Source organism: Enterococcus sp. AZ128, assembly GCF_051714485.1.
GTDB lineage: Bacteria > Bacillota > Bacilli > Lactobacillales > Enterococcaceae > Enterococcus_A.
Map to the genome: position 1 here is coordinate 124016 of NZ_JBIORZ010000004.1, position 12922 is coordinate 136937.

Sequence of the window (12922 nt, forward strand, 5' to 3'; positions counted from 1 at the left end):
GAAGCGAACAACGATGACAAAAGTTTTATTTTTAAATGTGACCACTCATGGACACGTCAATCCCTCATTAGGTTTAGTCGATGAATTAAGTAAACGAGGGGTTGAAGTTGTCTATTTTTCAAGCGAAGAATTTCGCGAAAAGATCGAAGCGGCCGGAGCTGTTTATCGCCCTTATCATTATGATTTAAACATTTTTAAACATGGGTTTGATGTCTTAGTCGATCACGGGTTGGATATTATGCAAGACATTTTAAAACAGCTCCAAGACGATTCGTTTGATGCCGTTATCCATTCCATCGCCATGCCCTTCAGCAAGCAATTGGCTGATTACCTGATGATTCCAGCCGTTTCCATGCTGGCTGTTTTTATGGGAATGCAGGATTTTATGAAACCTGACAAAACCCCTCTAGCCGGAAAATTCAAAACACTGAACGATGCCTATCTCTTAGAAGCAAAAAAAATCGAGGAAGCACTTGCTGTCCAAATGCCGCCCCGCTTTTTCGATTTGATTTTTAATGTGGAGCCTTTGAACATCGTTTTTACCTCTGATTATTTCATGCCTGAAAACGAACGCGCTTTTTTTGATGAAAAATATCTTTTAGTCGGCGCAGATCGCTATCAACGTTTAGAAGATATTAACGATTTTCCGATTGAACGATTAAATGCAGCGAAGCATGTCTTGTATGTTTCCTTCGGCACGATTTTTGGTGATTTCGCCAAAGATATCTATCAAAAAGTTTTTGATACCTTCGGTGATTCTGAGTATCTAGTCGTCTTGGCGGCCCATCATGTGGGGCTAGAAGCATTGACCGTTCCTGATAATTTCATCGTTCAAGAATACATTCCGCAAAACGAAGTATTGAACTATGCCGATGTTGCCATTACCCATAATGGTCTAAATAGTATGAACGATTTGATTTTGAATGAAGTTCCTTTCGTCTCCTTACCGATGGGGTCTGATCAGCCGGCTCTTGCCGACCGCTTAGTTGAATTACACGCAGGTATTCGTTTGGATTATCAACAGGTGGATAGCGCGCAATTAAAAAAACGCTGTGGAGAACGTTCAGACCGATCCCGACTATCTAAACAACCTGAAACAGATCAAACAATCGTTCCTAACTGCCGGCGGCTATAAAAAAGCAGTCGATGCGATTGAAGACTATCTATAAGGACAAGAAACAAGAACCTCATCATTAAAATCTCTCTCAACCAGTCCTCCTAGATGGCTTCCTTCACCCATGAGAAACAATGCTTTTAAAAATTTCTTCTGTTTGAATATACTTAAGTAAGTTCTGATTAATTCTGTATCCTTTTCCCCACAAAGTATGGATTGCAATTTTTTCTAAATTTGCTTGTTCAAACTTCATTTTTATCCGTGTTACAGTACTGGAAAGAGACGCTAAATGTGATTTTGTCACTTCTTCGTTCCAAACTTTATGGCAGAGTTCCTCACGTGTAACCACGTGATTACCCGCTTCAATTAAAATTGATAAGATTTTTGATTCCGTTTGAGAAAGACGATGCAATGTTTCAATAATGCCTAAATTTATTTCATTATAACTTCCTGAATTTTGAAGATAATTTGATTCGATCAATGAGACTTTACCCGATAATTGAACAACATTGTTATTTTGTTGCATGTCTTCCATTCGTGCATCCTTTTCCTTCAGGTTGTACAAACATTCCCTTAATTCATCTACAGAATCAGAAGATGAAATAATCGCATTAAGCTGTTCAATCTCTAAATATCTATGATCCATCTCTGTCACATTTGTTTCTACTTTACGAATAATTCGGATGGAATAATTCTTCAAGAGCGGGATGAGTTCTGTTACCTCCCTCTCACATATTGTTTCACTCAAAATGACATATTGAAAGAGTTTAAAAAACTCCCTTATTTCTAGTTGTTGCCTACAATTTTTAAAAATTTTTGAGGAACAATAGACCTCATAGTCTAATGATTGTAACTTTTGTTGAATTTCTTGTTCAACCAAGACATTTCTAGTCAGAATCAACACTTGATTCACAATAATCTCCCCTTTTTATTTAAGCCCAAACGATAGTAACGCTTCATCATACACTCTTACTTATACTCTTTTCGTGAGATCACAGAGACCTTTGGATATTCATAGCGGCCTTTAACTTCCTCTAATTCTGGGACATCACTTTGTGCCAATTGATCTACACGGCTTTTCAGTTCTTCATAGATACTCATGATTGTTTGACGAGATTCGTCCACTTCACAAGAGATTTCCTTCGCCCGATCATGAATCAGCTGTAATTCTGCTTCAGAATCTTTTACGATCCGCTGCGCATCCAATTTCGCTTTTTCCACCATTCGGTTTGCTTGACGGCGAGCAGAGATCAAGACTTCACCGATTTCATGTTGAGAATGAACCGCTTCTTGCTTCAACTGCTCATTTTCGTTTTGCAGGGCATTGATCTGATGCTGCAGCTCGGCGACAAGCTCACTCTCAAGCGCGGAATCTTGATGCTTCTGTTCTTCGATCACTTGTTGAACAAGGTCCTCTTTCTCCAGAATCAGCTGATCCTTGTCCACGATCAATTGATCCAATTGGGCCACTAGGTCTTCTTTTTCATGTAGCTCATTCATAACGCTTTCCATTTGTCGTTCGAATTTTTGGAGGGTTTCATGATGCTGAAAGGCCTCATCTTTTTGACTCATGGTGAATTCATGGATTTGCTGCTGCGCCTCCTGCAATTCTGTTTCCAGTGTTTGATAATTCTCTAAGGACGCTTTTAAGGTCGTAACTTCTTCTTCGGCCTGATCCAGCTGCTCTTTTAGGTAACCGGTCTCTTTATTGTCCTTCAGATGCTGGATTTCTTGACGGTTGCGCCGATTCTCTGCTTCTAACTCTTGGAGCTGGCGGCGATTCTCCGCTTTTTCTTCCCCTGTTCGCAGTAGCGCTTGTTTGTATTTTTCGTTTTCTTTCATGATTCGCTGTTTCTCGGCGGCACTTTCTCTTGTTAGTTTTTCCAAAAGATCGTCTTTTTCAGCGTTCAAGCGTTTCAGCTCCGCGGTCTCTTCCGTCGGCTGTTTTCTTACAGCTGGCTCTGATTGTTGCGTAGTTCGTTCATCAATCATGATTTCTTCCTCAGGAACCGAATTGATCTCATCAATAATGTTCTTATTGAAAAACCAGCCATTTTTCTTTTGTTGTGCGTTCATAGTAACTCCCTCTCCTCTTTCTTTACTCTTCCTCTTGGATCAATGAAAATTCTTCGTCAGCTTTCTCCCGATAAAATGTACAACTATACGTCTTTTTCTTCTCTTTATCGTTCATTAGATTCATTTGGAACGTGATCTGCGTTAATTTCGAGATATCCTTCGCCTCTTTCGCAAAGGCTTTAACATTCTCCTTGATCTGTTGGCGATTGTCCTCACTGCCGGAATCCCCTGCTAATGCGATATTCAAGGTCTGCGTCGGAATATCCAACACGATCAATGTCGTCGATAACCCAAAGTAAGGGCTGACCTTCGTGGATAGATCACTTTCGATCTCGTATTGTTTCTCTCGGTTTTCATCTGAAAATAGTTCATCCCACGGATAGTCCTTCAAACCGATGCCCTTTTTAGGATAGGCTTTGATGGGCAGCTTATTAATAATTTGTTTCTGTTCTTTTTTCAGCGTGTACAGCTCGTCTTTTAACTGATTCGTTCGTTCCGTGACCACATGCAGCTGATCCTCCATTTGAAACAATCCATAGGTGGTCAACAGTAAGCCCAACGCCAAGAAGACTGTCAAGAATAATAAGGCAGAGACATGTTTCTCTTGTTCTGCTTGTTTGACGTACTCCAGCTTTCGTTGAAACGACAACGGTGTATTCGGTGGTACGTTGAGCCGCTGTAATTGCACCTTAATGATCATTCGCCGAAACCAAACAATAAGTATCAAAATGACCAGCGCGACGCTAATCCAATTTATGATCAAAGTACGTTATCCTCTTTTCCTGATGTAGTGTCTTGTTTACTCAAAATAATCAGATCGTTTCTGATCCTGCTTTTGCTTCTTTATCTCTTTTAACAGTGTTCCGTTTGAGAGAGCCTCGACCTTAAACTCCAAATCGTCATAAATTGATAACACATTCTTTCGTGACTCAGAGACTTCGATCAAGATTTTTCTCGCTCGGTTACTGATATTTTCTAATTCCAATTCCGCGGAACTGATCATCTGTTTCGCTTCGGTTTGTGCCTCTTCAACCGTTCGATTCGCTTGCTTCTTCGCCGAGATCAAGACTTCGCCGATCTCCTGTTGCGACTGAACGACTTCTTTTTTCAAGCAGTCATTTTTCTCGATCAATTCATCGACTTGTTTCTTCGCTTGGATCAGTTCGAGGCTTTCTTCGTTAGCCTTTTGTTCCTTCAGCCGACTTAACTCGATTTGCGCATCCGCCAATCGACTAGCCAAACGTTCCTTTTCAGCCTCTAGTTGTTCTAGATTATTCGTTTTCTCTTCCAGCTTCGCGATTTCTTCATGCGCATCGAACAAGGCACTGTTGAGGGCTTCTTTCTCAGCTTCAAACTGCGCCATCTCTTCACTTGTTTGTTCTTGTTCCTGTTCTTCTGGCACTTGCCCTTGTTCATCAATAGCCATGTGTGATTCCTCCAATGCGTGTTTAAGCTTTTGAGCAACCTGCTCTTTTAATTGTTGAATCGTCTGTTTGTACTTCGCGTTATCTTCCTTGAGTTGCGCCAATTCTGCGTTGATTTCTTGTTCTTTCTCTTCAAGCAATTCATCCAGCACATCGTTCTCAGCTTGAAGCTCTACTCGTTTTGCCTCATTTTTTTGATGGAGGGTATGTAGCTGCTGGTAATCTTGTTCCAATTCGCTGTATTGCTTTTTTAGCTGATCAAACCGACCTTTCTCTTCATCACGTTCGGTGGTGAGCTGTGTCAGCTTTTTTTCGGCGGCTTCGTTTTCAGCCTGTGCGGCTTGATAGTTCTTTTGATAGTCCTTCAACTGTCGGGTGAGTTCTTTTAAATCAACGGAATGGGCTTCCTTTTCCGAAGTTTCTTTTTTGATTCGATCGACTGTCTCTGTGAGTTCTTTTTGTTTTGCTGAATTGTAATATTAATCGCAACAAAGAACCCATCAAAAATTTCTAGTAAAATGAGTTTAGGATAACAAACTACTAGGAGTGATTTTGATGGGTTCACACAAAAAGCTTACACGAGATAATCGAAAATGTATAGAGACGATGATTTATGATGCCAAGAGTATTCAAGAAATAGCGGACAGAATTGGTGTTAGCCGAACAACGATTGATCGTGAGTTGAAACGAGTACCCGAAGATTTGATCTATAATGCCGACAATGCGCAATTAGATGCGGAAATGAAGCGCAGTGCCTGTGGTGCGAAGTCCAAATGGACTTCTGAATTCGCTTATCAGATTGAATGTGATCTTGAAGACAGCTGGTCCCCTGAACAAATTGCGAATGATCGTCAAATAGTTTCATTCAAAACCATTTACAATTGGCTCTATGCCGGTATTCTTAATGTGTCTAAACAGTGTCTGAGACATAAAGGCAGAAGACAAGAAAAACAAGAAGAGGCACGAGGCAAAATGACTGTAGGGCATACCATTGATGAACGCCCAGCTTCTGTGTCAACTCGAGAAGAATTTGGACATTGGGAGTTGGACACAGTTGTTTCTAGCAGAGGGGAAAGCAAAGCCTGCGAAGCAACGTTTATTGAACGGAAAACACGCTTTTATTGGGCGATCTCAATGAGGGATCGTACCGCGAAGTCAATGGCACAAGCGATTAAAGCTTTTGTGCAAGACCTAGGGAGTCACAAGGCATTTTTAAGCTTTACGGTCGACCGTGGGAAAGAGTTTTCTTGCTGGAAAGAAATTGAGAAAGATTTAGACGTACCTATGTATTTTTGTGATCCATACTCCCCATGGCAACGCGGATCTAACGAAAATGGGAATGGTTTATTTAGAGAATTCTTCCCTAAGGGAACTGATTTTTCAAAGGTAACCCCTACGGAGAAACAGGAAGCATTACGCAAGATAAATATGCGTCCTAAAAAAACATTGAACTGGAAAAATTGTTGGGAAGTCTTTCAAGAAGAAATGTTGCAATTAATTTGACAATTCAGCTTTTTCTTTTAACTCTTGTTGGAGTCGTGCGATCGCTGCTTCTTTTTCTTTCTTTTCTTCGACAATCGCGGCAACCTTCGCTTCCCATTCCTTGTCTTGCTCGATTAACTCATCATTCACTCGGATTCGTTCAAAATCCAATTTCTCTTTCAATTCATCATTTTCCAGTTCTAGTTCATGAATCCTAGCTTCCGCTTCCTTTTTTAACGAGACCAATTCGTCGTAAACTTGTTTCAACTCAACTGGTTGATCAGAAGAAACATCTTCTGTCTGCGTCTCTAACTCTTGGCCACTTGAAGCCATTTCAGTGAAGCTCTCTTGTTCCTGCACCAATGCTTCAAGTTCAACTTCGGAATCCTCTATCTCTTCCCCCATTTCCAAAGGATCAGGGATACGAATGGTTTCGTTGTACAGCTCCTCCGCATTCAATTCTTCTTCGGTGATATCATTGATGAATTCCTTCAAGGCCTGCGTTGATAGCCATTTTCTCTTTTTCTTGTTTTCTGCCATTAGCCCTTCCCACCATCATTCTTTAGTTTCTGTTCGGAAACATTCTTCTTAGTAAATTCACCCTCACCGTTTTCGCGAGAATAATTCACGCTATAAACACTGCTCTTTTCTTTCCCTACAACGGTGATCATTCGAACATGGATGTCGGTCAATTCAGAGATTGTCTCTGCTTCCTTCGCAAAGGCATCAATGTTTTTTTGAATCGTTGCCTTACTGGCATCGTCATCCACTTGACCGCTCAACTGAAGCGAAAGTGTTTTAGGTACAGCCAATGAAACCGTCGTGTCCGAAGAACCAAAATAAGGAAGCGTCGTCTGAGAAATTGTTGCTTCGAGTTGTTTTTGTAAATCAGAATCCTTCGCTTCTCCGGCTAACTTTGTCCATTCAAGTTCGTTAAGTCCAATGCCCTCTTTTGGATAATTCTTCAAGGGAATGCTTGCGATAAGTGCTGTTTGTTTCTTCTCTAATTGGGAGATTCGTTCCTTCATTTCCGTGTTTTGCGACTGTATTCCCTGATAGTCATTCGCCAAAATCAGAAAAGAACTGATAAAAAATATCAATGCTAAACTCACTATCAGACAAGTAACCAGCAGATACCGGATATGTCGGGCTTGCTCGATCCTTCTTAGATGATTGACCTTTCGTCGAAACATTGGCGTTTGATCGGGTTCTTTTTGAATTTCCGTAAATCGCCTCTCAAAGAGAATTCGGACAATCGTTAAACCAAGGGCTAAAACAACGAACCCGGCACTAATTATTCCTAGTATGACCATCAAGTTTTCTCCTCTAGCAGGAAATCATTATTCATTCGCTATCCGCCTGCTTTCTAATCAATGATGGAAGATGGAATTGAACAGTTCCTTCAATGTTTGCCTTCTTGGCAAAGCCAAAGGTCCGGCTGTCCTTCGACACATCAATATGGTCGCCAGTTGTAAAGTACATGCCTTTTGGAATCTTCGTTAATTCTTGAAACTCTTCGGCAACTGCCGAGGAGAGTTGAAACGTGTAAGTCGTCTCAAAATCTCCATGTTCGCCGATGTTTAGAACCATGCGATCATTACGGATAAACATCGTATCTCCTGGCATACCAATCACCCGCTTCACGAATTTCCCCTCTTCTCCTTTAACGGAAAAAGCGATCACGTCATAGCGCAAAATCTTGTGGCGCTTCTTGACTAAAACCATGTCCTTTTCCGTCAGAGCCGGACTCATTGATGTCCCAGATATTGGATGAAAGCTGTACTCTCTTCGAACCAATTGCCCTGAAACAAACATCACCCCTAAGAGCAGAAGTGTCAAAATAGTCAGTACGAGACTTTTCCCAATGGAACGCTTCGGTGGACTTTCCTCTTTTTTCGTTTGACGTGATTGAACAGTTGCCATAAGTTACGGTGCTCCTTTTTCCTAGTAATGAACATTTCTTGGTGCTGTATTAATTTAAAACACATCATTTATTATCTTGAAATCCGAACTGTGAAAGCTCCTATTTCCATCTTTTCTACTTAGCTTTAATGTATGAAACCTGATCTGACGTAGCTAAGGCATTGTCGATTACGCGATACGAAATCACCGTGCCGCCAAAGACATTCCCTTCTGAAATCAGAATGCCATTGGGTCCGACGACTTCGACAAAGGCTACATGTCCATACCGTTCATCTGATCCGGCAACTCCTGGTTTGAAGGAAATCAACCAGCCGGCTTTTGGTTTTTGACTGACTTCATAGCCTAGCGCTTTGCCTTTTGTTGCCCACTGACCGCCATTTCCCATATAGTCATCGACGGTTTTACCTAATTGACTCACCCGGTTAAAGGCATACCACGTGCATTGGCCTACTGGATACGAGCCGGAAGTGTTGTAATCCACGCCATTGTAATCGGGGTATTTCATACGACTGCTGTATTCTTCGGGAATTTCTTCTTTGCCTTTGATAAAGACACCTGAATCACTGCCAGTTGTTTTGACTTGATCGTATTGGGTTAAGTGATACAAGGCGATAATTGAGTTCAGTTTCTGTCCATAGGTAGTATCCGTCGCATAGGTCCCGGTTAAGGCATTGGTCGTGCGTAAATAGTTCTTCGCTTCTGATCGCCAAGTATTTTTGTAAAAGCTATCATTGCCGGAAATTCCGCCACGCAGGAGTTCCACATAATCACCTAATGAAGCCGCGTAATTTGGATACTTACGAAATGCCGAATTGATAGAATACAAGTCGCCATTTCCACGATCCTCTTGGGTTGCCATTGAAACAGATTGCCCTTGATACGTTCCTTTGATGCCGAACAAGTTATGGTTTGGTTCTAGTGATAACGTGCTCGTGCCTGATCCACTTTCCAATAACGCTTGGGCGATCATGACAGAGGCAAACACATCATATTCTTGACCCAATTTCTGAGCGTCTTCAGCGATTTTTTCGATGAAGGTTTTCGCGCCTTCATTTTCAGTGAAGTTCATAGAAGCTGGATATTCCGCCAACGTCTGTTCCCCGTGTTCGGTCAAAGTGACCTCTGGTAATTCTTGAACCAAAAGGTCTTCTTCTAAATCAAGTGATTCCACAACGACTTGGCGTTGCGTTTCTTGTTCTGTCGTTTCTTCTGCTTCCTCACTGGAAGTTTCTGTTGAGGTACTTTCTTCTGTATCCTTTTCAACTTCCACATCATCCACAGTTAAGTAGTAGTCATCTCCAATGTAGATTCCTAGTAAGACATTCTTATCCTTTTTCTTCTGATACACCAAACTACCCACGGTGATTTCTTCCGGCATTTTTTCTGGTTCATCAGTTATTTCTGAATCAAATAAGTTCTGATACATCTCTTGGGCAAGTTGCTCCGCACTATACTCTTCCTCTTGTTCTGTGCCTAATTGTTTGATCCCTTCATAGATCATTGCCGCATGCGCTTTATTTTCAAAACTGCTTAACAGCGGTAATTCAAAGCCTTTCAAATCTGATTGTGCAACTTCCGTTGTTTTCAACTCGCTAGGCAGATTCAACGTACTCGTTTCTGAAAAAGCCTCCGGTGCGGTTGGTGCGACAGATGAATTGGCTTGAACACTTGGTGTCGCAGGTGTTACTGGCGCCACCGCAGCTGGTGTACTTGGTACTACAGGCGTCGGTGCGGGTTGCACTGGTGGTGGTTCTTCGTTCCCTTGACTCGTAGACGACTGCGTTGGTGCCGAACTACTAGGCGTCGTTGAACTCGGTTTTGTTTGATTTGGCTTTGTACTATTGCTTGGTTTGGTACTGCTACTTGGTTTTGTTGAACTGCTTGGCTTCGTCGTGCTTGATGTTGCGCTGTTCGATGAACTACTCGATGTACTTGAACTCGATGAAGATGCAGTCGAGTCTGTACTGGTTGAAGAATCTACCGTACTGCTTTCAACCGGAGCGGGTTCCGAAGAAGCTTCTGGTACGGCCTCTGAACTAACAGCGGGTACAGACGTTTCTGCCGCTTCTTCCACAGGTACTTCTGGTTGTGGTTGTACTTCAATTGGAGCTTCTGGTGAAATCACTTCGGGCGCTGATGCCTCAACACTCTCTGGGACAGAAACGTCACTTGTGCCTGTTTCTACTATTAAAGAAGAATCTTCGACCAGTTCTCCGGCTTTCAACACACCGCTGCGTATCCCGGCGAGGCCGCCAATAAACACGAGAATCCCACAAACACCTATCACTATCTTTTTCATGCATTTTTCCTTTCTAAATCAAACTAAAAAATAAAATTGGTAATAAGAAGAGTAAGAATAAAGGCACTACCGTCTGCATCGGATCAGAAATGATCTTCGCAGCCAGGGTCATACTCACCCGTTCGGGTTCGGATACCGGATCGTCCTTCACAATGGTGCCGTCGATCTTGCCATCTTCTCGTTTCAATTTCAATTGCTTGAACAGATCGTCCTCCGCGTCGTGCAAGGGTTGAACACTTTTGAGATTTCCTTGAACAAGACGTCGATAAATCGTTCCGATGTCTCCTTCACAACGAAGGAGGGTAAGTTTAGCGATCCCATTCTTCGGTTCTTTTTCGACATAAGAAACCTCGGTCTCTTCAATGATCTTGTTCAAAGAAACCTCGTAGACATAGACTTGTTTAAAATCGGTCGCATAAATCAGCTGTCCCTTTTCTAAATCTTGGATACGATGCAAAAGCACATCCTTATCAAAGATATTGTGGGCCAAGACAACGTAATTGCCGCGACCTAATTGTTGATCGGAGCGATAAGTTGCCGCTCCGGTCAATAGATTTTCATTCGCCATTCCTGCCAAGATCGGCAGATCAATCGACACATCGGGAATCACGATCTTCCCTATCCCCCAATTGTTAGTGGTCGTTTGAACGACAGATTTGGCCTTGGCGTAATCCGAGATTTTGACACTGGCGATCTGTTTCTCCTCATAATTCGCCTCATCGATCTTGTCGATGTTATACGCATTCAATTCTTCCTTTTGCCCAATATTGACGGCCGCAGACGCGGGTTCTTGTTCCATATGGAGATAGCCGTAGATCGCTGTGATCAGAACGGCCGTCATCGTCACGAACAAGAGAATGAAGAGTGTTTTCGTAATGAAGAACAAGCGTTTCAAATTCTTTCGGGCTTTCGCCGCAACGACTGGATCATCGGAGCGGAAACGTTTGATGAAGCGGCGATACAAGCCCATAAGTAAGGCAAAGATTGCGACATTCAGCCCTAAGGTTGCTAAAACGATATTTTGATAACTCCAAGTATTGCGTTTCTTAACTTTCTTTTTAACCGCCGTCTTATAATCAACACGGTGTCCTGTCACCAGCAGCCGGAAGGTATTGATCCCCGGCGGTGTACATGTTAATAACGTAACCTTGTCTTTTCCTTTATGAATCTTGACCTTTTCAACATCGCTTGGCAAAATCTCTTCAAAGGAATCGATCTCGTAGGCCAAGCGTTTGCCTAAAATATTGATAAAAAACAAATCGCCTTCTTTTAAGTTTCGAATATCGGTAAAAAGTACTTGGTTCTTGACTCCGCTGTGTCCTGTAATCACCGAATGGGTATTTTTCCCACCAACAGGGATCGAGGTCGGTTCAAAGTGACCGAGGCCCTTTTCCAATGTTTTAAAGGACGTGCCGTGAAAAAAAGGCATTTGTTTGATATCAATTGACGGAATATCAACGGTCCCCATGACATCCCCTTGTTTCATGATCTTGTTGTAAACAACCGGATCACCTTTGGGTAATCCTTCTTGCTTGTTGTAAATATACTCGTTGTAAGCTTTGGCTAATGCCCATTGTTCGTCTTTTTCTTTTTGCGACATTTTTTTCATCGTGTCGTCGTATTCAGAAACGGCTTGACTGCGCTCACGATTGGCTAAGTAGTTCCCTACGATAGGGTAAAGAAGGGTCAACACACCGCCCACAATCATCAGGATCGCAAAGATTTTCAAAAAAGAATGCTTTCTTTTTGGTTTCGTATTCTTTTTCAGCTTCTTCATGACAGGTCCTTCTTTCCAATAGGGTTTGACAATTTGAAAGAAAGAATCAAAGATACGAAACTATGCGCATCCCAGATTCTTTCTTCAGTAATGATGCATCAAATCAATTCTTAAAAAACATCCTTCTTACGATGGATACTAAACATCCCGACACCGCCCATGGCGAAAATCATCGCTAAGATCCACATCAAGACTTGCGCCGTTCCAATATTTCCACTGGTTTGCGGCAGCTTCTGGATCTCGCCTTTCTCATCGACCTCGATTGGTGTACCATCCGGTCCTTTGGTCACAGGTAACTTAGGGGTATCCCCTACGACACTGGATTTCGGATAGATATAGACTTCATTCAAGGGTTCACCAGTTTGTTGGGGGAAGGGCAGCTCGACAACAACAGGTTCCATCACATCTTTCAGCTGCGTATGGTCCTTCTCAACGATCTGGTACATCCCTTGAACAAGGTTGCTTGCCTGAGCAAGCCCTTTTTCATCAGTCGTCACGATTGTTTGAAACGCCCCATCCCCTTGCACAGGTTCAAACCCCGAAGCCCCTTGAATCGGCGTCACACGCGTGATCTCATAGGACATTCCAGCCAAAGGATCGAGATTCTTCCCATCCGCATCCTTGACCTGATCGGCCTTCGTCCCATCTAAGGGCATCGTATCAGCGATCTTGGCAAAGTCTTCGATCTTGTATTTTTGGATAAAGATACTGTACCCAGTACTTCCCGTTGTTTCGGCGGTCTCTGCTTCAGCATGAGCAGACACCATCCCGCCAAAGCACAGGGAGAAAGCAAACAAACAGAACAACAAACGACGTACTCTTTTCAT

At 42.5% G+C, this 12922-nt stretch carries 12 protein-coding genes; 2 read left to right on the top strand and 10 right to left on the bottom strand.

The window, feature by feature from the left end:
• Positions 1-13 precede the first annotated feature (13 nt).
• A complete protein-coding gene (locus IGI38_RS21830; protein ID WP_438733999.1) occupies positions 14-1135 on the top strand; it encodes a nucleotide disphospho-sugar-binding domain-containing protein in 1122 nt (373 codons plus the stop codon).
• 97 nt (positions 1136-1232) lie between these two features.
• Here the strand turns inward: IGI38_RS21830 and IGI38_RS21835 are convergent, their stop codons facing one another.
• From IGI38_RS21835 to IGI38_RS21850, 4 genes are all read right to left on the bottom strand, one after another.
• Positions 1233-1994 carry a helix-turn-helix domain-containing protein gene (locus IGI38_RS21835; protein ID WP_438734000.1) on the bottom strand — a complete coding sequence of 254 codons (762 nt, stop codon included), beginning with the start codon at positions 1992-1994 and terminating at the stop codon, positions 1233-1235.
• A gap of 89 nt (positions 1995-2083) precedes the next feature.
• Positions 2084-3190 (bottom strand): hypothetical protein, encoded by a 1107-nt coding sequence (locus IGI38_RS21840; protein WP_438734001.1) that lies wholly within the window; start codon positions 3188-3190, stop codon positions 2084-2086.
• 22 nt (positions 3191-3212) lie between these two features.
• On the bottom strand, positions 3213-3953 hold the full coding sequence (locus IGI38_RS21845) for a hypothetical protein (RefSeq protein WP_438734002.1): 741 nt from the start codon (positions 3951-3953) through the stop codon (positions 3213-3215).
• Between the two features lie 36 nt (positions 3954-3989).
• Positions 3990-4982 carry a hypothetical protein gene (locus tag IGI38_RS21850; RefSeq protein WP_438734003.1) on the bottom strand — a complete coding sequence of 331 codons (993 nt, stop codon included), beginning with the start codon at positions 4980-4982 and terminating at the stop codon, positions 3990-3992.
• 187 nt (positions 4983-5169) lie between these two features.
• Here IGI38_RS21850 and IGI38_RS21855 point away from each other — a divergent pair, with 187 nt between their 5' ends.
• Complete coding sequence (locus tag IGI38_RS21855) at positions 5170-6117, top strand: IS30 family transposase (RefSeq protein ID WP_438728510.1); 948 nt, start codon at positions 5170-5172, stop codon at positions 6115-6117.
• Here IGI38_RS21855 and IGI38_RS21860 read toward each other — a convergent pair.
• The 6 genes from IGI38_RS21860 to IGI38_RS21885 all read right to left on the bottom strand — a co-directional run bounded on the left by IGI38_RS21860 (position 6109) and on the right by IGI38_RS21885 (position 12922).
• On the bottom strand, positions 6109-6636 hold the full coding sequence (locus IGI38_RS21860) for a hypothetical protein (protein WP_438734004.1): 528 nt from the start codon (positions 6634-6636) through the stop codon (positions 6109-6111). The two genes, IGI38_RS21855 and IGI38_RS21860, sit on opposite strands and share 9 nt — an antisense overlap.
• Positions 6636-7409: a hypothetical protein gene (locus IGI38_RS21865; protein ID WP_438734005.1), complete on the bottom strand. Its 774-nt coding sequence runs from the start codon at positions 7407-7409 to the stop codon at positions 6636-6638. Before IGI38_RS21865 ends, IGI38_RS21860 begins: the two co-directional genes overlap by 1 nt.
• Positions 7410-7440: 31 nt before the next feature.
• On the bottom strand, positions 7441-8019 hold the full coding sequence (gene lepB, locus IGI38_RS21870; protein ID WP_438734006.1) for a signal peptidase I: 579 nt from the start codon (positions 8017-8019) through the stop codon (positions 7441-7443).
• Between the two features lie 115 nt (positions 8020-8134).
• On the bottom strand, positions 8135-10318 hold the full coding sequence (locus tag IGI38_RS21875) for a glucosaminidase domain-containing protein (protein ID WP_438734007.1): 2184 nt from the start codon (positions 10316-10318) through the stop codon (positions 8135-8137).
• Between the two features lie 13 nt (positions 10319-10331).
• Positions 10332-12095 carry a class C sortase gene (locus tag IGI38_RS21880; protein WP_438734008.1) on the bottom strand — a complete coding sequence of 588 codons (1764 nt, stop codon included), beginning with the start codon at positions 12093-12095 and terminating at the stop codon, positions 10332-10334.
• A gap of 110 nt (positions 12096-12205) precedes the next feature.
• A complete protein-coding gene (locus tag IGI38_RS21885; protein ID WP_438734009.1) occupies positions 12206-12922 on the bottom strand; it encodes a pilin N-terminal domain-containing protein in 717 nt (238 codons plus the stop codon).